At 54.0% G+C, this 20,749-nt stretch carries 19 protein-coding genes, 1 pseudogene and 1 riboswitch; of the genes and pseudogenes, 10 read left to right on the top strand and 10 right to left on the bottom strand.

Annotated elements, in window-relative coordinates; all coding sequences use genetic code 11:
- Positions 1–4: 4 nt before the first annotated feature.
- Positions 5–772 carry a DedA family protein gene (locus B3511_RS15400; protein ID WP_286783726.1) on the top strand — a complete coding sequence of 256 codons (768 nt, stop codon included), beginning with the start codon at positions 5–7 and terminating at the stop codon, positions 770–772.
- Here the strand turns inward: B3511_RS15400 and thiQ are convergent.
- From thiQ to sgrR, 4 genes are all read right to left on the bottom strand, one after another.
- Entirely contained in the window at positions 769–1,470 is a 702-nt protein-coding gene (gene thiQ / locus B3511_RS15395; protein WP_046884999.1) for a thiamine ABC transporter ATP-binding protein ThiQ, read from the bottom strand. The genes B3511_RS15400 and thiQ overlap by 4 nt on opposite strands.
- Positions 1,454–3,064 carry a thiamine/thiamine pyrophosphate ABC transporter permease ThiP gene (gene thiP, locus B3511_RS15390; RefSeq protein ID WP_207292984.1) on the bottom strand — a complete coding sequence of 537 codons (1,611 nt, stop codon included), beginning with the start codon at positions 3,062–3,064 and terminating at the stop codon, positions 1,454–1,456. Before thiP ends, thiQ begins: the two co-directional genes overlap by 17 nt.
- Positions 3,040–4,023 (bottom strand): thiamine ABC transporter substrate binding subunit, encoded by a 984-nt coding sequence (thiB, locus tag B3511_RS15385; protein WP_207292985.1) that lies wholly within the window; start codon positions 4,021–4,023, stop codon positions 3,040–3,042. The genes thiP and thiB overlap by 25 nt, the downstream gene beginning before the upstream one ends.
- A gap of 31 nt (positions 4,024–4,054) precedes the next feature.
- A riboswitch (TPP riboswitch) is annotated at positions 4,055–4,154 on the bottom strand.
- A gap of 36 nt (positions 4,155–4,190) precedes the next feature.
- Positions 4,191–5,846 carry an HTH-type transcriptional regulator SgrR gene (gene sgrR / locus B3511_RS15380; protein ID WP_286783725.1) on the bottom strand — a complete coding sequence of 552 codons (1,656 nt, stop codon included), beginning with the start codon at positions 5,844–5,846 and terminating at the stop codon, positions 4,191–4,193.
- Positions 5,847–5,933: 87 nt separating this feature from the next.
- Between sgrR and sgrT the strand changes: the two genes are divergently transcribed.
- Both sgrT and B3511_RS15370 read left to right on the top strand, forming a co-directional pair.
- The gene (gene sgrT, locus B3511_RS15375; RefSeq protein ID WP_046884995.1) at positions 5,934–6,086 is read left to right on the top strand and encodes a glucose uptake inhibitor SgrT; all 153 of its coding nucleotides are present in this window, start codon (positions 5,934–5,936) and stop codon (positions 6,084–6,086) included.
- A 101-nt stretch (positions 6,087–6,187) separates the two neighbouring features.
- The gene (locus B3511_RS15370) at positions 6,188–7,366 is read left to right on the top strand and encodes a sugar efflux transporter (protein ID WP_040077189.1); all 1,179 of its coding nucleotides are present in this window, start codon (positions 6,188–6,190) and stop codon (positions 7,364–7,366) included.
- Positions 7,367–7,554: 188 nt separating this feature from the next.
- On the opposite strand, the pseudogene B3511_RS20630 reads toward B3511_RS15370, so the two are convergent.
- The 6 genes and pseudogenes from B3511_RS20630 to leuL form a co-directional block, all read right to left on the bottom strand.
- Positions 7,555–7,827, bottom strand: a pseudogene (locus B3511_RS20630) (hypothetical protein).
- 337 nt (positions 7,828–8,164) lie between these two features.
- A complete protein-coding gene (gene leuD, locus B3511_RS15360) occupies positions 8,165–8,770 on the bottom strand; it encodes a 3-isopropylmalate dehydratase small subunit (RefSeq protein WP_207292988.1) in 606 nt (201 codons plus the stop codon).
- Between the two features lie 11 nt (positions 8,771–8,781).
- Positions 8,782–10,182, bottom strand: a complete 1,401-nt coding sequence (gene leuC, locus B3511_RS15355) for a 3-isopropylmalate dehydratase large subunit (protein WP_212477229.1) — start codon at positions 10,180–10,182, stop codon at positions 8,782–8,784.
- Positions 10,183–10,184: 2 nt separating this feature from the next.
- The gene (leuB, locus tag B3511_RS15350) at positions 10,185–11,276 is read right to left on the bottom strand and encodes a 3-isopropylmalate dehydrogenase (protein ID WP_286783723.1); all 1,092 of its coding nucleotides are present in this window, start codon (positions 11,274–11,276) and stop codon (positions 10,185–10,187) included.
- Positions 11,276–12,847: a 2-isopropylmalate synthase gene (gene leuA / locus B3511_RS15345; RefSeq protein ID WP_040077183.1), complete on the bottom strand. Its 1,572-nt coding sequence runs from the start codon at positions 12,845–12,847 to the stop codon at positions 11,276–11,278. Before leuA ends, leuB begins: the two co-directional genes overlap by 1 nt.
- A gap of 90 nt (positions 12,848–12,937) precedes the next feature.
- Positions 12,938–13,024, bottom strand: coding sequence for a leu operon leader peptide (gene leuL, locus B3511_RS20680; RefSeq protein WP_154298789.1), 87 nt, complete (start codon positions 13,022–13,024; stop codon positions 12,938–12,940).
- A 615-nt stretch (positions 13,025–13,639) separates the two neighbouring features.
- On the opposite strand from leuL, the gene leuO reads away from it, so the two are divergent.
- From leuO to ftsL, 7 genes are all read left to right on the top strand, one after another.
- Positions 13,640–14,602 carry a transcriptional regulator LeuO gene (gene leuO, locus B3511_RS15340; RefSeq protein ID WP_286783722.1) on the top strand — a complete coding sequence of 321 codons (963 nt, stop codon included), beginning with the start codon at positions 13,640–13,642 and terminating at the stop codon, positions 14,600–14,602.
- Positions 14,603–14,984: 382 nt separating this feature from the next.
- Positions 14,985–16,709: an acetolactate synthase 3 large subunit gene (gene ilvI / locus B3511_RS15335; RefSeq protein ID WP_286783721.1), complete on the top strand. Its 1,725-nt coding sequence runs from the start codon at positions 14,985–14,987 to the stop codon at positions 16,707–16,709.
- Position 16,710: 1 nt separating this feature from the next.
- The gene (ilvN, locus tag B3511_RS15330; RefSeq protein ID WP_286783720.1) at positions 16,711–17,202 is read left to right on the top strand and encodes an acetolactate synthase small subunit; all 492 of its coding nucleotides are present in this window, start codon (positions 16,711–16,713) and stop codon (positions 17,200–17,202) included.
- Positions 17,203–17,381: 179 nt separating this feature from the next.
- Positions 17,382–18,386, top strand: coding sequence for a catabolite repressor/activator (cra, locus tag B3511_RS15325; protein ID WP_040077179.1), 1,005 nt, complete (start codon positions 17,382–17,384; stop codon positions 18,384–18,386).
- Positions 18,387–18,984: 598 nt separating this feature from the next.
- Positions 18,985–19,443 (top strand): division/cell wall cluster transcriptional repressor MraZ, encoded by a 459-nt coding sequence (gene mraZ / locus B3511_RS15320; RefSeq protein WP_040077178.1) that lies wholly within the window; start codon positions 18,985–18,987, stop codon positions 19,441–19,443.
- A 2-nt stretch (positions 19,444–19,445) separates the two neighbouring features.
- Positions 19,446–20,387 (top strand): 16S rRNA (cytosine(1402)-N(4))-methyltransferase RsmH, encoded by a 942-nt coding sequence (gene rsmH, locus B3511_RS15315; protein WP_040077177.1) that lies wholly within the window; start codon positions 19,446–19,448, stop codon positions 20,385–20,387.
- A complete protein-coding gene (gene ftsL, locus B3511_RS15310; RefSeq protein ID WP_040077176.1) occupies positions 20,384–20,749 on the top strand; it encodes a cell division protein FtsL in 366 nt (121 codons plus the stop codon). Before rsmH ends, ftsL begins: the two co-directional genes overlap by 4 nt.

The raw sequence follows: 20,749 nt of genomic DNA, 5'->3' as shown, positions 1-20,749 counted from the left end.
AGTTATGCAGGCATTGCTGGAACACTTCATCACCCAGTCCGTTACTTACTCCCTCATTGCCGTTGCGCTGGTGGCTTTTCTGGAATCGCTGGCGCTGGTCGGGCTGATCCTCCCCGGTACGGTGATGATGGCTGGTCTTGGCGCGCTGATAGGTAGCGGCGAGGTTAATTTCTGGCAGGCCTGGCTGGCGGGCATTATCGGTTGTCTGCTGGGCGACTGGATCTCGTTCTGGCTGGGCTGGCGTTTCAAAAAGCCGCTGCATCGCTGGTCTTTCATGAAAAAGAACAAGGCGCTGCTGGATAAAACCGAGCACGCCCTGCATCAACACAGTATGTTTACGATTCTGGTGGGACGTTTTGTTGGCCCGACGCGTCCGCTGGTGCCCATGGTGGCTGGCATGCTCGATCTGCCGATCAAAAAATTCATTGTGCCAAATATCATTGGCTGCCTCTTCTGGCCGCCATTCTACTTCCTGCCTGGCATTCTGGCCGGAGCGGCTATCGATATTCCTGCAGGTCAGGATAGCGGCGGCTTTAAGTGGTTACTGCTGGCAACGGCATTGCTGCTTTGGCTGGCGGCCTGGCTCTGCTGGCGTCTGTGGCGCAGTACCCGGGCTAACGTCGATAAGCTGAGCGCCTTGCTGCCGCGATCGCGATTACTGTGGCTGGCACCCCTGCTGCTGGGCGTGGCGGTGGTGGCGCTGGTGGCGCTTATTCGCCACCCGCTGATGCCCGTCTATGGTGAGATTCTGTTGAAGGTCGTGAGCCGTTAACCGCGCGCAATGCCCAGCAGATGCGAGGCGCTGGCGTCGCCGCTAAGCAGCACGCGGGTCTCACCGTCCCAGGCGATACGCCCGTCAGCCACGACTACCGAACGTCTGGCGATGCGGGCCGCATCTTCCACGCTATGCGACACCATCAACATGGTGAGCTGCTGACGCTCGCAGACCTCTTTGACCAGCAATAGCATCTCCTGACGCAGAGCAGGATCGAGGGCGGAAAAGGGTTCGTCCAGCAGTAATATCGGCTGTTCTCGCACCAGGCAGCGCGCCAGCGCGGCACGCTGGCGCTGGCCCCCGGAGAGCTCTCCTGGCAACCTGTCCAACAGATCGCTGATGCCCATCTGGCCGGCGATGGCCGCGAGCTTGCGCTGTTGATCGCCATTGAGCTTCAGGCCAGGGTGCATCCCCAGCCCGATGTTCTGCCGAACGCTCAGGTGGGTAAAAAGGTTGTTTTCCTGGAACAGCATCGACACCGGGCGCCGGGAAGGGGGCGTCCAGGTGTGATCCCGGTTTTCTATCAAGATTGTCCCGCTGGCGGGCTGCAGAAAACCGGCGATCAGATTGAGCAGGGTGCTTTTCCCCGCACCGCTTGGGCCGAGGATGGCAACCGACTCTCCCTGCGGCACAGAGAGGGTAAAACGCATCGGCAGGTGCTGGTAAAGCCAGGTCACATCAGTCAGTTTTAGCATCACGCCCCGGAAGTTTTTCAATAACGGTAAACAAGGCAAAGCAGAGCATCAGGAGCAGAAGCGCCGTAACGGCTCCGTCCTGGCTGCGATAGGAGCCAATCTGCTGATAGAGCCAGAACGGCAGGGTGCGGAAATCGTCATTGCCAAACAGCGCCACCACCCCAAAATCACCAATCGAGAGTACGCAGGCAAAGGCCAGCGCCTGCGCCAGTGGGCGTTTCAGGGCGCGCAGTTCCACCACCTTTAGCCGTTGCCACCCCTGCATCCCTAATGATCCGCAAAGCAGCGTATAGCGGGCGCTGAGGTCGCGCATCGGGTTTTCCAGAACCTTAAGGGCATAAGGGATGGCCATCAGCGCATTGGTAAAAATGACAATGCCGTCCGCCGAAGCGGGCAGCCCGACGGTGCGGGTAAACAGCAGGAAAAAGCCGGTCGCCAGTACGATGCCGGGCATCGCCAGAATCAACATGCCGCTCAAATCCAGCAGCTGTCCTGCGGCGGTGGCCTGTCGGGCATAGAGCTCACGGCTGCTCCAGAGGAGCATCATGGTCAGGATCACGCAGAGCAGGCCGGCGCCTGCGGCAATGCGTAGCGAGGTCGTTAACGCCTGCCAGAGCACCGGCTGTTGCAGCACGCTGAAAAGATTCCCGTTAAGACCATCCACCACGACCGCCAGTAGCGGCGGCAACAGCAGCAGCAGTGCCAGCGTAATCAGCAGCGCGTCCGTAAGTCGGCTACGCAGGCTGTCCTGGGGATCGCGCCAGCCGCTGAGCTGACTTGTGCCTACGGCGAGGGCTTTGCCCAGACGCTGGCTCAGTAAGACCAGAGCCAGACAACAGACCATCTGAATGATTGCCAGCAGCGCCGCCCGGCCAGGATCATAGTCATAGCTCAGGGCCTGGTAGATAGCCAGCTCAATGGTGGTCGCCTGCGGCCCGCCGCCGAGTGAGAGCACAGTGGCAAAACTGGCGAAGCAGAGCATAAAGATTAGCGCGGCAGTAGGGAGGATCTGGCGGCGTAGCCATGGCCATTCAACAAAGCGGAAGAAGGACCAGCCGCGCATATTGAGCTGCGCGGCGAGCTGGCGTTGCTCGCCAGGAATGTTCTCCAGCGCCTGTAAGAGCAGGCGGGTGGCCATAGGCAAATTAAAGAAGACGTGGGCCAGTAAGATCCCCTGCAGGCCATAGGGAGAGAAGCGCCAGTTCAGCCCGATCGCTGCACAAATTTGGGCCAGCCAGCCCTGACGGCCATAGACGCTGAGTATGCCAAACACGGCGACCAGCACGGGCAGTATCAGCGTCATGGCGCACAGGCGCAGCAGGGCTTGCCTGCCGGGAAAACGACGGCGATACAGCGCACGCGCCAGCAAAATGGCGGGCGCGACGGAGAGCAGGGCTGACAAAAAGGCCTGCCAGAATGAGAAGCGTACGACGTGCCATAAATAACTGTCGTGCCACAGCGCAGAGACATCGGCGTCGGGCGCACTGAACCATAGCGACAGAAAGGCGCCCAGAGCGACAGCCACCAGCAGCGTGGCGGCCGTCAGCCCCGGTATGAGCCAGCCCGCGATTAACGGCTGACGGCGCGTTGCCATTCACTTACCCAGCCAGCCCGCTTATCCGCAACCTGTTGCGGGGTGAACTCCAGCGTATTTTTCGGTTTGACCAGGCTATTAAAGCCCTCAGGCAGCGCAACATCGGTCACCGGGTACATCCAGTTACCGGTCGGGATTGCCTTCTGGAAGGCCGGCGAGACCATAAACTTCAGGAACTGCTCTGCCAGTTCTGGCTGTTTGCTGGCTGCGGTGCGGGCAGCCACTTCCACCTGCAGGTAGTGTCCTTCTGCAAAGTCAGCGGCAGCATAGTTCTCTTTTTTCTCTTCGATGATGTGATAGGCCGGGGAGGTGGTATAGCTCAGCACCAGGTCCCCTTCTCCTTTCAGGAAGAGACCGTACGCTTCGCTCCAGCCTTTAGTGACGGTCACCGTTTTGGCAGCCAGTTTTTGCCAGGCTTCCGGGGTTTTATCGCCATAGACTTTCTGCATCCACAGCAGCAGGCCGAGACCCGGCGTGCTGGTACGGGGATCTTCATAGATCACGCGCCATTTTTGATCGCTTTCAACCAGCTCTTTCAGGCTCTTCGGTGGGTTTTGCAGTTTGGTTTTGTCGTAAACGAAGGCGAAGTAACCATAATCGAAAGGCACAAAGGTGTCATTTTTCCAGCCACCCGGCACAGTTACTGCATCGTTCGGGACATTACTTTTGGCAAACAATCCGGTCTGGGTGGCCGCATTGAGCAGGTTGTTATCCAGCCCCAGCACGACGTCGGCTTTGCTGTTTTTACCTTCCATGCGCAGCCGGTTGAGCAGGGAAACACCGTCTTCCAGCGCCACGAACTTCAGTTCACAATTGCAGTCGGCTTCAAAGGCTTTTTTGACCACCGGGCCAGGGCCCCAGTCAGCGGCGAAGGAGTCGTAGGTATAGACCGTCAGCACGGGTTTCGCGAAAGCAGGCAGGGCCAGCAGGGCCAGCAGGGGAAGAGCTTTTTTTAACACTTTGCACCTCAATGTTGAGTGGCAAAGGATTTTGAGTGACAGCCTCAAATCCCTTCGCCGGCGTTATCCGGATCAGGTTCGACGGGTATTTTCTCAGCACACGCTTTCGCGCAGCACCCCGTTGAGAACGGCAGTATTGTAATGATTTGGTGAATATTACGAAAGTGTTATGGCTCCGGCGGCGCAAACCACGCCGATTTAAAGTCAAACCAGCCGAGCGTGTTCATCCGCAGACCACGCATACTGCGCTGACCCTGAATCATCAGCCAGTGGTGAATAAGCGGTACCATCGCTTGCTGTGCCAATAGTTGCTGGCACCACACCGCGAGATTCATCTCACCCGCCCGCCACTCGGCGGCGTCTTGCTGCCAGTCGCGGGGAATGCAGTTTTGCAGCAGCGGGACCTCATACAGGTGTGAGAAGAGCGAGAAATCGAGCGGCAGAGTAAAGTTCACGCTATTTAGCCAGATATCGCTGACGATATCGCCGCGATGCCACTCGTCATAATCCACTTCCACTATTTCCAGTTTTACCCCTTCGGCGGCCAGCATAGCGCTCATCATTCTGCCGATGACCCGGTGTTCAACGTGTTCACGGTAGTAGGTCAGGGTAATGCTCTCAAGACCTGCAGGTTTTTCGCCACATCCCGGCCGGGCATGGTGCCAGCGAGGCAGCAAGCCCCAGGCGGGGAACCAGTAAGTCTGGTACTGCGCTTCCGCCTGATAGATCAATTTAGCGGGAGAGAGGATCTGGCTGATCCACTGACGGACCTCCTGGCTGGCACCGCGTCGGGATCGCGCGTCGAAGAGCAGGTAATAGCACCCCTCTTCCAGACGGCTCTCTACCGCTTTCTCCCCTTCGGTCGGCCCCTCAAGCGTCAGCCCTGGACTCAGCTCTTCACTGATATCGGGTAATACCCAGACGTTCACTTCATCGATCAGCGCGCGATAGCCAAAGTAATCGTCAAAGGCCTGAATCTTTAACTGATTATTGTTATTGCGCACCACCGCATAGGGGCCTGTCCCCACGGGTTGGCTGGCAAACTTAGGCATTGATTCCCATTCACGCGGCAAAATCATTGAGGGGACGTAACCCAGCAGCCACGGCAGCCAGCGGTCTGGTTCAGAGAGGTGAATATCCAGCGTCCAGGCGGTAGGAGACTGGACGCTAACGATGTGGGAATAGAGCGGCAACATTCTGGCGCGCTCGAGCGAGGCAATCACGTCGCTCATCTCCAGTTCACGGCCATGATGAAAATGGATGCCGGGCCGTAAAAAAAAGCGCCAGTGAAGGGGGGCAATCTGCTGCCAGTGATGCGCGATATCGGCTTCCAGTTCCCCGTTTTCCTCATTTATGCGGGTTAGCCCGCTGAAGATTTGCCGCGCCATGTGGGTCTCGGATCGACGTAATGCGCTACCCGGCAACAGGTTTTTCATCGGCCTGTAGTAGAGGACGCGCAAGATATGCTTCCCCTGGCGGAAGCTGCGGCCCAGATGAGAAACCAGCATCTGCCGCACCGCAGCTTTATCGCCGACTAACTGCACCAGTTGATCGATCCGATCCTGCTCCAGCAGGTCTTCGGCCCGCTGTTGCTGCAGCGCCAGGCCGGTATACAAAAACGTGAGGCGCGAGCGTTTACCGCGTCCGGCTTCGGCCTCCCAGTTCAGCCAGCCCTGCTGCTGCATCGTATTGAGCAGGGTACGCATATGGCGGCGCGAACAGTTAAGCAGCGCGGCGAGTTCACTGAGGGTGGTGTCCTGGGTCTGGCCTTCACAGCATTGCCACAGGCGGATGAATTGTTGTTGCAGGCGACCAGAGGCCATAAAAGAGGAACTCCTGACAAAAAATCAGCAATTTATTAATCCCTATATTAAGCCAATAATTCTCTTCGATGAAGCGAGGAGGTGAATATGAGGAAGTCGACCGCACGTCAGTTTTTCCAACAGTACTTTGCCGCGACAAAGGGAGTGTCCTGGCTGGCCCGCCAGTGTGAAGCACAACGGTTCAAAATACTGGAAGAGTTGATGCAGTGGGACGTTACAACGCCGACTTCTGAACGCTGACTCGCCTCGATCATGTGTGACTGAGTATTGGTGCTAATCACCACGCCAGCAGTTATTATCTGCTGGCTTTTTTCATTTCTTTTGCGCTTAAGGATAGGGTCATGCTCTGGTTAATGACGATGGGTCGCCGCCTCAACGGTGTCTATGCCGCGTTTATGATAGTGGCGTTTATGATGGGCGTTGCCGGCGCGCTGCAGGCCCCGACCTTAAGCCTGTTCCTGAGTCGTGAAGTCGGGGCGCAACCTTTCTGGGTAGGGTTGTTCTACACGGTCAATGCCATCGCCGGGATTCTGGTCAGCCTGTGGCTGGCGAAGCGCTCCGACAGTCAGGGCGACCGGCGTAAATTGATCCTCTTCTGCTGCGCCATGGCCATTGCTAACGCACTGCTATTTGCATTTAACCGCCATTACATGACCTTGCTTACCTGCGGGGTTCTGCTGGCGGCGCTGGCAAACACCGCCATGCCACAGCTCTTTGCCCTGGCCCGTGAATACGCCGACAACTCCGCGCGGGAAGTGGTGATGTTCAGCTCGGTGATGCGTGCTCAGCTCTCGCTGGCGTGGGTAATCGGCCCGCCGCTGGCCTTTATGCTGGCCCTCAATTACGGCTTTACCGCCATGTTCTCCATCGCGGCGGCAATCTTCGCCATCAGTCTGGGGCTTATCGCCTTTGCGCTGCCCTCTGTCGCTCGAGTAGAGCAGACGGTGGATACCCCGGTGACCCAGGTGAGCGGCTGGCATAACAAAAATGTCCGCCTGCTGTTTATCGCCTCGACGCTGATGTGGACCTGTAACACCATGTATATCATTGATATGCCTTTGTGGATCAGCAGCGATCTGGGGTTGCCGGATAAGCTGGCGGGTATTTTGATGGGCACGGCCGCGGGGCTTGAGATCCCGGCCATGATCCTGGCGGGATATTACGTCAAACGCTTCGGTAAACGCCGTATGATGACCCTTGCCGTGGCGGCGGGGGTGATGTTTTACGTGGGGTTAATTCTGTTTCATAGCCGTGAGGCGCTGCTGGCGCTCCAGCTGTTTAATGCCATTTTTATCGGGATCGTTGCCGGGATAGGGATGCTTTGGTTCCAGGATTTGATGCCCGGCCGGGCGGGCTCGGCCACCACCCTGTTTACAAACAGCATCTCTACGGGGGTGATTCTGGCGGGGATGATTCAGGGCGCTCTGGCCCAGAGCTACGGACATGCAGCGGTTTACTGGACGATTGCGGCTATTTCGGTGGTGACCCTAGCGATCACCTCCAGGGTGAAAGATGTCTGACCGTGATTAAGCGGTTCGGGAAAGAATAAAAACAGGATGGCGGTTCTTATTAAGGGAATAATGAAGAACCGTGAGTAAGTAGAGTATTTAACGGTAAAAAAACGACGAGCCGTCATTATTGTTGAAACCTGTGCAGGGTGTGAGGCTAGCGGAGGGGGGAAATATCTCCACTAGCCTTGACTCTTTTATTAACAACGACCGGCTTTCCTGGAAAGCGCATCACAGGTGGTATTACTGGTGCCGTTATTAGTGCCGGCGCAAATCGCATCGGATACCGTATCCTCAGCGCCTAATGGAATCACGCCATATAATTTTGCCGCGCCGACTTTGGTTACGTAGCAACGGTGGGCCGTGTTATTGACGGTGGCGACGAAATTGGTTTTAACCCCTTTTTTGTCGACATTTTAGATGGTTACCTTGCTGGCGTCGACATTCAGGGCAAATGACGCGGCATCTTTCATCTCTTTCTCTGTTACGGCCGGACTCATTCCGCAACCGGCTAAAAGCAGAGTCGATAATACGATGGCGACAAAACGACGTTTATTCATGGTAGTGCTCCTTGCAAATTATCATGTCCGCCAAGTATAAGTGTTATTAATATTAGGTTCTGTTGATTTTGATCATTAAATAAGGTGGTTTGAATTTGAGTTTATTATTTATTGCGAGGTTGGGATGGCGTTATTTATATGTGGAAATAATGATTATTTTATTCTGATAATTATTATCTATTTATATTTTATTAAAGGGAAAGGTAATACAGGGAAGGAAAAACAGGCCCGCCAGACGCGGGCCTGTTTTTTAGCTCATAAACGCAGGCTGTTTGTTCTCGTAGGCGGAGATTGCCTCTTCATGCTGTAACGTCAGGCCGATGCTGTCCAGGCCATTGAGCATGCAGTGGCGGCGGAAATCATCAATCTTAAAGCTGTAAGATTTTTCGCCCGCTTTCACCACCTGAGCTTCCAGGTCCACCTCAAAGGTGATCCCCGGCTGCGCTTTCACCAGCGCAAACATCTCGTCTACCTGCGCATCGCTCAGGGTCACCGGCAACAGCTGGTTGTTAAAGCTATTGCCATAAAAGATGTCGGCGAAGCTGGGGGCGATAACCACTTTGAAACCGTAATCGGTCAATGCCCATGGCGCGTGCTCACGTGAGGAGCCGCAGCCAAAGTTTTCACGAGCCAACAGGATGGAAGCCCCTTTGAACTCCGGAAAGTTCAGCACAAATTCCGGGTTCGGCACTTCGCCTTTGTCATCGAGGAAACGCCAGTCGTTAAACAGGTGCGCGCCAAAACCGGTGCGGGTCACCTTCTGTAAAAACTGCTTTGGAATGATGGCGTCGGTGTCGACGTTGGCCGCGTCCAGAGGGACAACCAGGCCCGTATGCTGGGTAAATTTCTCTGCCATGATTGTCTTCCTTATTTCAGGTTGCGGATGTCGGCGAAATGGCCGGTAACGGCGGCGGCTGCTGCCATGGCTGGACTGACCAGGTGCGTGCGTCCACCGCGACCCTGACGGCCTTCGAAATTACGGTTGCTGGTAGAGGCACAGCGTTCACCCGGGTTCAGACGGTCGTTGTTCATGGCCAGACACATAGAGCAGCCAGGCAGACGCCATTCAAAGCCGGCATCAATAAAGATCTTATCCAGGCCCTCTTCCTCCGCCTGCGCCTTCACCGGGCCAGAGCCAGGGACGACCAGCGCCTGAACGCCCGGAGCCACTTTGCGGCCTTTGGCGATCTCTGCCGCGGCGCGTAAATCTTCGATGCGCGAGTTGGTGCAGGAGCCGATAAACACCTTGTCGATCGTCACCTCAGTTAAGGGTACGCCCGGCTGTAAGCCCATATAGGCCAGCGCTTTCTCGGCGCTGGCGCGTTCAACCGGATCGGCAAAGGAGGTGGGATCCGGAACCGCGTCGTTCACGGAGATAACTTGCCCCGGGTTGGTCCCCCAGGTGACCTGCGGCGCGATCTCTTCGGCCTGCAGGGTTACCACGGTATCGAAGGTGGCGCCGTCATCGGTCTTCAGCGTCTTCCAGTAGGCAACTGCCTCGTCATAATGCTGGCCTTTTGGCGCATGCAGACGCCCTTTCACATAGTCAAAGGTGGTTTGGTCCGGCGCGACCAGGCCCGCTTTGGCACCCATTTCGATAGCCATGTTGCACAGGGTCATACGTCCTTCCATGCTCAACGCCTGGATGGCATCACCGCAGAACTCCACCACGTGACCGGTGCCGCCAGCGCTGCCGGTTTTACCGATGATCGCAAGGACAATATCTTTTGCGGTAATACCAGGGGCGGCCTGACCTGTTACCTCAATCTTCATGGTCTTCGCGCGCCCTTGCTTCAGGGTCTGGGTCGCCAGAACATGTTCGACTTCAGAGGTGCCGATACCGAATGCTAACGCGCCAAATGCGCCGTGGGTGGCGGTGTGGGAATCGCCGCAGACTATGGTCATCCCCGGCAGGGTGATACCCTGTTCAGGGCCCATCACGTGCACGATACCCTGGTAAGGGTGGTTCAGATCATAGAGCTCTACGCCAAACTCGTTGCAGTTTTTGATCAGCTCCTGCATCTGAATCCGCGCCATCTCACCGGACGCGTTGATGTCTTTCGTCTGGGTGGAAACGTTATGATCCATGGTCGCGAAGGTTTTACCCGGCTGGCGCACTGGACGATGATGAGCACGCAGGCCGTCAAACGCCTGCGGTGAGGTCACTTCATGTACCAGATGGCGATCGATATAGAGCAGCGGGGTTTCGTTCTGCGCTTCGTAAACCACGTGAGCATCATAAATTTTTTCGTACAACGTCTTCGCCATGATTACACCCCTTCAGCGACATAGCGGGCAATGATATCGCCCATTTCTTCGGTACTGACTGCCGCGTTACCGCGGGCTAAATCGCCTGTCCGCACGCCCTCTTCTAAGGCGCGGTTAATGGCATTTTCAATGGCGGTTGCCGCATCATTTGCATCCAGGCTGTAGCGTAACAGCAGCGCCAGGGAGAGGATCTGCGCAATAGGGTTAGCGATGTTTTTACCCGCGATATCCGGCGCCGAGCCACCTGCAGGCTCATACAGGCCAAAACCTTCTTCGTTCAGGCTGGCAGAGGGCAGCATACCCATCGACCCGGTGATCATGGCGCACTCGTCAGACAAAATATCGCCGAACAGATTCGAACAGAGCAGTATGTCAAACTGAGACGGGTCTTTGATCAACTGCATGGTCGCGTTGTCGATGTACATATGTGACAGCTCAACGTCCGGATACTCCTGGGCGATTTCGTTCACGATTTCACGCCACAAAATGGAGGATTGCAGGACGTTGGCTTTATCAATTGAGGTCACTTTGTGGCGGCGCTTGCGTGCAGATTCAAAGGCGATGCGGGCAATACGCTCGATCTCAAAGCGATGATAGACCTCGGTATCAAAGGCTTTTTCATGCTGACCGCTGCCTTCGCGGCCTTTCGGCTGGCCGAAGTAGATCCCGCCCGTCAATTCACGTACGCAAAGGATATCGAAACCGTTGGCGGCGATGTCGGCGCGCAGTGGGCAGAACTCTTCCAGGCCCTGATAGAGTTTGGCCGGACGCAGGTTACTGAATAATTTGAAATGCTTACGCAGCGGCAGCAGAGCACCACGCTCAGGCTGCCCGGCAGGAGGGAGATGCTCCCATTTCGGGCCGCCCACGGAGCCGAACAAAACGGCATCGGCGTTTTCACAGCCGGTGACCGTGGCCTGCGGCAACGGCGTACCATGATTATCAATGGCGATACCGCCCACATCATAGTGGCTGGTGGTAATTTTCATCGCAAAACGGGTGCGAATCGCGTCCAGTACTTTCAGCGCCTGTGCCATAACTTCGGGGCCAATTCCATCACCCGGTAACACAGCAATATGGTAATTCTTCGACATTACACGGTTTCCTTATTGTTCTCTTTATTCTGAGCTTTGCGTTGTAACTCTTTCTCGACCTCAGCGGCGCGCCAGATGTTGTTCAGGACATGCACCATCGCCTTCGCGGAGGATTCGACGATATCGGTCGCCAGACCTACGCCGTGGAAGCGACGGCCGTTGTAGTTGACCACGATGTCTACCTGACCCAGCGCGTCTTTACCGTGACCTTTGGCGCTTAAACCGTATTTCACCAGCTCAATGTCATAGTCGGTGATGCGGTTGATGGCCTGATAGATCGCATCGACCGGGCCGTTTCCGTTAGCCGCTTCGGCTTTCACTTCTTCACCACAGGCCAGTTTGACGGAGGCGGTGGCAATATCGCTGGAGCCCGACTGCACGCTGAAGTAATCCAGACGGAAGTGCTCTGGTTCCTCTTGCTGCTTATTAATAAACGCCAAAGCTTCCAGATCGTAATCGAATACCTGACCTTTTTTATCCGCCAGCTTCAGGAACGCGTCATACAGCTGATCCATGTTGTAGTCGGCCTCTTTGTAACCCATCTCTTCCATACGGTGTTTCACCGCCGCACGGCCGGAACGGGAGGTCAGGTTCAACTGCACTTGATTCAGCCCGATGGATTCCGGGGTCATGATTTCGTAGTTTTCGCGATTTTTCAGCACGCCATCCTGGTGAATGCCCGAGGAGTGGGCAAAGGCGCCGGTGCCGACGATGGCTTTGTTCGCCGGGATCGGCATGTTGCAGATCTGGCTGACTGTCTGGCTGGTACGCCAGATTTCGTTGTGATTAATGCGGGTGTGCACATTCATGATGTCTTTGCGCACCTTGATGGCCATGATGACCTCTTCCAGTGAACAGTTACCGGCGCGCTCGCCGATACCGTTCATCGCGCCTTCAACCTGGCGGGCACCCGCGTGGACGGCGGCAATGGCGTTACCTACGGCCAGGCCCAGGTCGTCGTGGGTATGGACAGAGATGATGGCTTTGTCGATGTTAGGCACACGCTCATACAGCCCGGTGATGATATTGGAGAACTCGAACGGCATGGTATAGCCGACGGTATCCGGGATATTGATGGTGGTTGCGCCTGCGCTGATGGCGGCTTCGACGACGCGCGCCAGGTCAGCAATTGGGGTGCGGCCCGCGTCTTCGCATGAGAATTCCACGTCATCAGTGTAATTACGGGCGCGTTTTACCATATAGATGGAGCGCTCAATCACTTCGTCCAGCGTACTACGCAATTTGGTCGCAATGTGCATTGGCGAGGTGGCGATAAAGGTATGGATACGGAAAGCTTCGGCCACTTTCAGCGACTCTGCAGCGACGTCGATATCCTTTTCTACACAGCGCGCCAGACCACAAACCCGGCTGTTTTTGATCGTGCGGGCGATGGTCTGTACAGATTCAAAATCACCCGGGGAGGAGACCGGGAAACCCACTTCCATGACATCTACGCCCATACGTTCGAGGGCCAGAGCAATCTGCAGTTTTTCTTTAACACTCAGGCTGGCCTGTAATGCCTGTTCACCATCACGTAAGGTCGTATCGAAAATAATGACTTGCTGGCTCATGGGTTAGGTCCTTGTCTGTATTTGGGCGCCTTGCTACGAGCATAAAAAAACCCGCGCAGTGGCGCGGGTTTTTTGTTTACCAGAGACGATTCAACGCTGAATTTCGTCCGCCAGTCTACCGCGCACAATGGATGCGTTTAGTAGTAGTAGACCGGTGAAACGAATGCTGCGGATCATGAATCTAGCCTCGGTTAAATGCGATATGCTTTTAGTGGTACTGGATACGCGCATTGATGTCAACCCCGCAAGGGTGAAAAGGGCGGAAGAGGGGGCAGACAGCCAAAGATGAAATGAGCTAATTGTGCTGCTTTTTTCGTTGAAGACAATTTAAATGCTCTGCGATTCATTTGCATATTCATCGCTGGAATTAAAAGAAGATGTTTGTTTGCATTTGTACAAATTTTGCGACATGTCGGTAATATTCTTGATTGCCTTTTGAATCAGAAGGTTGTTTAGGCTCTTTTTTGGTGATGAAGAATAAAGTGATTAGGTTGATAATTCATTGTTAATAATTATCTATAGAAAGTTGTTAACAATTAATAGTGGCTTAAATAATCCTTAATTAGATGCCATATTGTATATTTGTAGGGATTATGATTTCATTGAATTACTAAACTATCTAGTATGTTTTGACGAGGTAACTCCCTTTTTAAGGTACAGGACTCCTTTTTATCGCTTGTGACAGAGCTTGATGTTTTCTGAAATTTATATATTTCTCTTTTGCTTGTTTTATATGCGTGATAAATCATATTTTGTCAGCTTATTATTGCGCACAAGTAAAAGGAGCTTAGCATGACAGTGAAGATGGATATGTGTGACGAAAATAATGAAAAAGCGCCGCAGAATGAGAATACTAAACCTCAGTTGCGTACCGTGGATCTTAATCTGCTTACCGTCTTTGATGCGGTAATGCAGGAGCAAAATATTACCCGGGCGGCACATGCCCTGGGGATGTCGCAACCGGCAGTAAGTAATGCGGTTGCAAGACTTAAAGTCATGTTTAATGATGAATTATTTGTAAGGTACGGCAGAGGGATTCAGCCCACCGCCCGTGCGTACCAGCTATTTGCTTCGGTGCGACAAGCGCTGCAACTGGTGCAAAATGAACTACCGGGTTCCGGTTTTGAGCCGTTAGTTAGCGAGCGTATTTTCCATCTCTGTGTATGCAGCCCGCTGGATAATTATTTAACCTCGATTATTTATAATAAAGTGGGTGAGATCGCCCCCAATATTCAACTTGTCTTCAAATCCTCTCTCAATCAAAACACGGAACATCAGCTGCGTTATCAGGAGACGGAGTTTGTTATTGGTTATGAAGAGTTTCGTCGCCCGGAATTCTCCTGCGTGCCTTTATTCAAAGATGAAATGGTTCTGGTATCCAGTAAAAAACATCCGCGTTTGCATGGCACGCTGCATGAAAGCGATATTTATAATGAGCAGCACGCCGTTGTTGCCCTGGACAGATATGCCTCCTTCAGTCAGCCGTGGTATGACACGCCGGATAAACAAGCCAGCGTTGCTTATCAGGGTATGGCAATGGTCAGCGTATTAAATATTGTGTCGCAAACACATCTGGTCGCTATCGCTCCGCGCTGGCTGGCTGAGAAATTTGCCGAACCGCTGAGTTTACGTATTCAGGCGTTGCCTCTGCAGTTGAATACGCGGACCTGTTATCTCTCCTGGCATGAAGCGGCGGGGCGCGATAAAGGCCATCAGTGGATGGAAGAGTTATTAGTGAATGTCTGTCATCGCTAAAACATCACAGGATAAGCACCATATTTGTTGTTTATCCTGCATTTTTTAATCGTTATGAAATTTTATACTGTCAGCCATTTTTTTACCTCGCCTTATTTGTCACAAAAATGGATGAATTTCTGTGACGCTTCCAGTTTATGTGATTATTGGTCGGTGCATTTCCTGCTGGCAGTATATTTATCCATAACTCAACCTTATACCCCTTGATTCTACTTTCTTAGGCTATCTCCTTCGGGGGAGCGCGAATTGCCTGCCTGAGGGCAAGCGGTTATGTTAACTGTCACTCTGCACAATAAAAATGACTGGGGTCACCCTGGTCAATAAAGATGGAGCAGAAATGATCTCTGCTGTCCGTCTGTAACATGATGCCTGGAGGCAAAGCATGGAGATGTTGTCTGGCGCCGAAATGGTCGTCCGGTCGTTAATCGATCAGGGCGTGAAGCAAGTGTTCGGTTATCCTGGGGGCGCAGTCCTCGATATTTACGATGCACTACATACCGTTGGCGGTATTGACCACGTGCTGGTGCGCCACGAGCAGGCGGCGGTGCATATGGCTGATGGACTGGCGCGCGCGACCGGCGAAGTGGGCGTGGTGCTGGTCACTTCTGGCCCTGGGGCAACCAATGCCATTACCGGGATTGCCACCGCCTATATGGACTCTATCCCACTGGTGATCCTCTCCGGTCAGGTCGCGACATCGCTGATAGGTTATGACGCCTTTCAGGAGTGTGACATGGTTGGGATCTCCCGGCCGGTGGTCAAGCACAGCTTCCTGGTGAAACAGACGGAAGACATTCCGGGCGTGCTGAAAAAGGCATTCTGGCTGGCGGCCAGCGGCCGTCCTGGCCCGGTCGTGGTGGATCTGCCAAAAGATATCCTCAACCCGGCGAATAAGCTGCCGTACGTCTGGCCTGATTCGGTCAGTATGCGCTCTTATAATCCGACAACCCAGGGACACAAAGGGCAGATTAAGCGCGCCCTGCAAACGCTGCTGGCGGCGAAAAAACCGGTTGTCTATGTCGGTGGCGGGGCCATTAATGCCCATTGTGAAGAGCCGTTGCGTGAGCTGATTGAAAAGCTCAACCTGCCGGTAGCCTCTTCACTGATGGGATTAGGGGCATTTCCGGCCACCCATCGTCAGGCGCTGGGGATGCTTGGCATGCACGGCACCTTTGAAGCCAACATGACGATGCACAACTCCGATGTGATTTTCGCCGTCGGGGTTCGCTTTGATGATCGCACCACCAATAATCTCGCGAAATATTGTCCGAACGCGACCGTACTGCATATCGATATCGATCCCACCTCGATCTCTAAAACCGTCGCGGCGGACGTTCCGATTGTGGGCGATGCGCGTCAGGTGCTGCTGCAGATGCTGGAGCTACTGCCGCAGGAGACAACCACGCAGCCGCTCGACGACATACGTGACTGGTGGCTGCAAATCGAACAGTGGCGTACGCGTCAGTGTCTGAAATACGACACGCAAAGCGAGCACATCAAACCGCAGGCGGTAATCGAAACGATCTGGCGTCTGACAAACGGCGATGCTTATGTCACCTCAGACGTAGGTCAGCATCAGATGTTTGCGGCACTCTACTATCCGTTTGATAAACCTCGCCGCTGGATTAACTCTGGCGGCCTGGGAACCATGGGCTTTGGCCTGCCCGCCGCGCTGGGCGTGAAAATGGCGCTACCAGCGGAAACCGTCGTTTGCGTGACGGGTGATGGCAGTATCCAGATGAATATTCAGGAGCTCTCCACGGCGCTGCAATATGACCTTCCGGTGCTGGTGTTAAACCTTAACAATGGCTATCTGGGGATGGTGAAGCAGTGGCAGGACATGATCTACTCAGGCCGCCACTCTCATTCATATATGAAGTCACTGCCTGATTTCGTTCGTCTGGCAGAAGCCTATGGCCACGTTGGGATCCGGGTTTCCGATCCGGCAGAGCTGGAAGCGAAGCTCGCGCAAGCGCTTGAACAGGTGAAAAACAATCGCCTGGTGTTTGTCGATGTGATCGTAGACGGCACTGAACACGTCTATCCGATGCACATTCGCGGAGGCGGAATGGATGAAATGTGGTTAAGCAAAACGGAGAGAACCTGATATGCGCCGGATATTATCTGTCTTACTGGAAAACGAGTCTGGGGCCTTATCGCGAGTCATCGGGCTTTTCGCACAGCGCGGCTACAATATTGAAAGCCTTACCGTGGCGCCCACCGACGATCCTACCCTCTCGCGGATGACCATTCAGACCGTAGGCGATGCCAAAGTGCTGGAGCGGATCGAAAAGCAACTGCATAAGCTGGTGGATGTACTGCGCGTGAGCGAGCTGGGGCAGGGGGCCCATGTTGAACGGGAAATCATGCTGGTAAAAGTTCAGGCCACCGGTTACGGGCGTGAAGAGGTGAAACGTAACGCGGAGATTTTCCGCGGCCAGATCATCGATGTTACTCCGTCTATTTATACCGTGCAGCTTGCGGGTACCAGTGACAAGCTTGATGCTTTCCTCGCGTCGGTAAGAGATGTGGCAAAAATCGTTGAAGTGGCTCGCTCTGGCGTCGTAGGGTTATCCCGCGGCGATAAAGTGATGCGCTAAGTCTCAACGAGCCTCTCTCGAACATGCCCGGTCTTCATAACCGGGCTTTTTTTTGTGGCCTGCACCTTTGTGCAGACAAAAGCGGTTGCCGCACACTCTTTTCTGCGCTTAGATGTTAAAAGATTTAGCCATAACCCTGTTGAGGTCATGGACTCTTTTATTTTTTTTGAGGGGCAATTGTGAAACTGGATGAAATCGCCCGGCTCGCCGGCGTGTCACGAACTACGGCAAGCTATGTGATTAACGGTAAAGCGAAGCAGTATCGTGTGAGCGATAAGACCGTTGAGAAAGTCATGGCAGTGGTTCGTGAACATAACTACCATCCGAATGCCGTAGCGGCGGGTTTGCGCGCCGGACGCACCCGTTCAATAGGTCTGGTCATTCCGGATCTGGAAAACACCAGCTACACCCGTATTGCAAATTATCTGGAACGTCAGGCGCGCCAGCGTGGTTATCAGCTGCTTATCGCCTGCTCGGAAGATCAGCCTGATAACGAAATGCGCTGTATCGATCATCTGCTGCAGCGTCAGGTTGATGCGATCATTGTTTCAACCTCCCTGCCACCGGAGCACCCTTTTTATCAGCGTTGGGCTAACGATCCGCTGCCGATTGTCGCTCTGGACCGTGCGCTGGATCGCGAACATTTCACCAGCGTTGTGGGAGCGGATCAGGACGACGCCGAAATGCTGGCGGCAGAGCTGCGTACCTTCCCGGCGGAAAAAGTCCTCTATCTGGGTGCGTTGCCAGAGCTATCCGTCAGCTACCTGCGTGAACAGGGCTTCCGGACCGCATGGAAAGACGATCCGCGCAAGGTGGAGTTCCTCTATGCCAATAGCTATGAACGTGAAGCCTCTGCGCAGCTTTTTGAGAAGTGGCTAGAGACGCACGAGATGCCGCAGGCGCTCTTTACCACCTCTTTTGCCCTGTTGCAGGGGGTGATGGACGTGACGCTGCGTCGTGAAGGCAAATTACCCTCGGATCTGGCTATCGCCACCTTTGGGGATAATGAACTGCTCGATTTCCTGCAGTGCCCGGTACTGGCCGTTGCCCAGCGCCACCGCGATGTGGCGGAACGAGTGCTGGAAATCGTGCTGGCAAGCCTGGATGAGCCGCGCAAACCTAAACCGGGATTAACCCGTATTCGGCGTAATCTTTATCGCCGTGGTGTACTCAGCCGCGTGTAATAGCCTGACAGGGCAGGTGGGCTGCCCTGTTATTTTCCTTAAATACTTTAAAAATAATGGCCATATTTTTTTTAGGATAATTCTTTAAAAAAGGGCCAGCCCCCTTCTTCAATTACTCGAACATTTAAATTTGTCAGTTTCCTGCTTATTTCAATGTTATTCGTTTACCAGTTTGTATTATTTTGTAACATTCCTGAAGTGCGGTGCTGAATTATCAGCCATTTTTTCCCATCTGAACCTCCCCAGCGCAGTACCGCGGCAGGCTGCGACACATAGCCGTGTAACTGGCGCTGTTATCCCCCTGCAATATGTCTTAAAATGCTGCCCGCGTCGCAAACTGACACTTTATATTTCCTTGCGATGAGAGAAGTGATCTTTAACGCCACTATGTTTATTCGATTTTTTCTTACAAATATTCATAACGTTAATTTGCCTCGCCGGTTGTTCAGTTATTAGCCGGGTCAGGTTACGTCCGTAAACTTGGCGTATTTAGTCTGGTATGGCGGAAGTCCTGGCTTGACAAGGTTTTCCCTCGCTCCGTAAACTCCTTCGGGTGGGATTTTGTGGGTTAAAGTGGTATTGAGGGGGTGAGGCTGGCATGTTCCGTGGAGCGACGTTAGTCAATCTCGACAGCAAAGGGCGTTTATCGGTACCAACCCGATATCGTGATGAGCTGAATGAGAGCGCTTCTGGTCAAATGGTGTGCACCATTGACATCAACCACTCCTGCCTGCTGCTTTACCCCTTGCCTGAATGGGAAATCATTGAGCAAAAGCTGTCTCGACTGTCGAGCATGAATCCACAGGAACGCCGCGTGCAGCGTTTGTTGTTGGGACATGCGAGTGAATGTCAGATGGACAGTGCGGGCCGATTATTGATCGCCCCGGTACTGCGGCAACATGCTGGTCTGACGAAAGAAGTGATGCTGGTCGGACAGTTCAACAAGTTTGAACTGTGGGACGAAACGACCTGGTATCAACAGGTCAAGGATGATATCGACGCTGAGCAGTCCGATTCCGCGATGTTAACGGATCGATTGCAGGATTTGTCTCTATAAAAATGATGGAAAATTATAAACATACGACGGTGCTGTTGGACGAGGCCGTAAACGGCCTGAATATTCGTCCTGACGGCATTTATATTGATGGGACATTTGGTCGCGGCGGTCACTCGCGTCTGATTCTCTCCCAACTGGGAGCAGAAGGTCGCTTACTGGCAATCGATCGCGATCCGCAGGCTATTGCCGTGGCGAAGACCATCGATGATCCGCGCTTTTCCATCGTACATGGCCCTTTCTCTGCGTTGGCTGACTATGTCGCTGAACGCGATCTGACCGGTAAGATCGACGGTATTCTTCTCGATCTTGGCGTCTCTTCACCACAGCTTGATGACGCAGAGCGCGGCTTCTCCTTTATGCGCGATGGCCCGCTGGACATGCGTATGGATCCTACGCGCGGACAGTCTGCCGCCGAGTGGTTGCTGACGGCCGAAGAGGCGGATATCGCCTGGGTGATCAAAACCTTTGGTGAAGAACGTTTTGGTAAGCGCATTGCCCGCGCCATCGTTGAGCGTAACCGTATTGAGCCGATGACCCGTACCAAAGAGCTTGCGGAAGTTATCGCAGCGGCGATGCCGGTGAAGGATAAATACAAACATCCCGCGACCCGTACATTCCAGGCGGTGCGCATCTGGGTAAACAGTGAACTGGAAGAGATAGAGCAGGCGCTAAAAAGCTCGCTCGGCGTGCTGGCCCCGGGAGGGCGGCTATCAATCATCAGTTTCCATTCGCTGGAAGACCGCATTGTGAAGCGTTTTATGCGCGAACAGAGCCGCGGTCCGCAGGTTCCGGCAGGGTTACCGATGACTGAAGAGCAACTCAGAAAACTGGGCGGCCGTCAGTTGCGTGCACTAGGCAAGTTAATGCCGGGCGAAGAAGAAGTGGCTGAAAATCCACGTGCCCGTAGTTCAGTACTGCGCATTGCAGAAAGGACGAACGCATGATCAGCAGAGTGACAGAGACCCTCAGCAAAGTGACGGGATCGTTAGGAAGCAACGAGCGCCATGCCTTGCCTGGCGTGATCGGTGACGATCTTTTGCGATTTGGGAAACTGCCACTCTGCCTGTTCATCTGCATTATCGTAACGGCCGTAACGGTGGTCACCACCGCACACCACACCCGTTTGTTAACGGCGCAACGTGAACAGCTGGTACTGGAACGTGATGCGCTGGACATTGAGTGGCGAAATTTGATTCTTGAAGAAAATGCGCTCGGCGATCATAGCCGGGTTGAACGGATCGCAACGGAAAAGCTGCAGATGCAGCATGTTGATCCTTCTCAGGAAAATATCGTAGTACAAAAATAA

The sequence above is a fragment of the Leclercia sp. UBA1284 genome (genome assembly GCF_002308415.1).
Lineage (GTDB): Bacteria > Pseudomonadota > Gammaproteobacteria > Enterobacterales > Enterobacteriaceae > Enterobacter > Enterobacter pneumoniae.
This window is presented reverse-complemented; position numbering and strand designations above follow the sequence as displayed.

Bases quoted from the DNA above. Each gene is read 5' to 3' on its own strand.
- ilvI (WP_286783721.1), top strand. From the start codon at position 14,985: ATGGAGATGTTGTCTGGCGCCGAAATGGTCGTCCGGTCGTTAATCGAT.
- B3511_RS15370 (WP_040077189.1), top strand. From the start codon at position 6,188: ATGCTCTGGTTAATGACGATGGGTCGCCGCCTCAACGGTGTCTATGCC.
- ilvN (WP_286783720.1), top strand. From the start codon at position 16,711: ATGCGCCGGATATTATCTGTCTTACTGGAAAACGAGTCTGGGGCCTTA.
- rsmH (WP_040077177.1), top strand. From the start codon at position 19,446: ATGATGGAAAATTATAAACATACGACGGTGCTGTTGGACGAGGCCGTA.
- ftsL (WP_040077176.1), top strand. From the start codon at position 20,384: ATGATCAGCAGAGTGACAGAGACCCTCAGCAAAGTGACGGGATCGTTA.
- thiQ (WP_046884999.1), bottom strand. From the start codon at position 1,470: ATGCTAAAACTGACTGATGTGACCTGGCTTTACCAGCACCTGCCGATG.
- sgrR (WP_286783725.1), bottom strand. From the start codon at position 5,846: ATGGCCTCTGGTCGCCTGCAACAACAATTCATCCGCCTGTGGCAATGC.
- leuC (WP_212477229.1), bottom strand. From the start codon at position 10,182: ATGGCGAAGACGTTGTACGAAAAAATTTATGATGCTCACGTGGTTTAC.
- mraZ (WP_040077178.1), top strand. From the start codon at position 18,985: ATGTTCCGTGGAGCGACGTTAGTCAATCTCGACAGCAAAGGGCGTTTA.
- B3511_RS15400 (WP_286783726.1), top strand. From the start codon at position 5: ATGCAGGCATTGCTGGAACACTTCATCACCCAGTCCGTTACTTACTCC.
- leuB (WP_286783723.1), bottom strand. From the start codon at position 11,276: ATGTCGAAGAATTACCATATTGCTGTGTTACCGGGTGATGGAATTGGC.
- sgrT (WP_046884995.1), top strand. From the start codon at position 5,934: ATGAGGAAGTCGACCGCACGTCAGTTTTTCCAACAGTACTTTGCCGCG.
- leuO (WP_286783722.1), top strand. From the start codon at position 13,640: ATGACAGTGAAGATGGATATGTGTGACGAAAATAATGAAAAAGCGCCG.
- leuA (WP_040077183.1), bottom strand. From the start codon at position 12,847: ATGAGCCAGCAAGTCATTATTTTCGATACGACCTTACGTGATGGTGAA.
- thiP (WP_207292984.1), bottom strand. From the start codon at position 3,064: ATGGCAACGCGCCGTCAGCCGTTAATCGCGGGCTGGCTCATACCGGGG.
- leuL (WP_154298789.1), bottom strand. From the start codon at position 13,024: ATGATCCGCAGCATTCGTTTCACCGGTCTACTACTACTAAACGCATCC.
- leuD (WP_207292988.1), bottom strand. From the start codon at position 8,770: ATGGCAGAGAAATTTACCCAGCATACGGGCCTGGTTGTCCCTCTGGAC.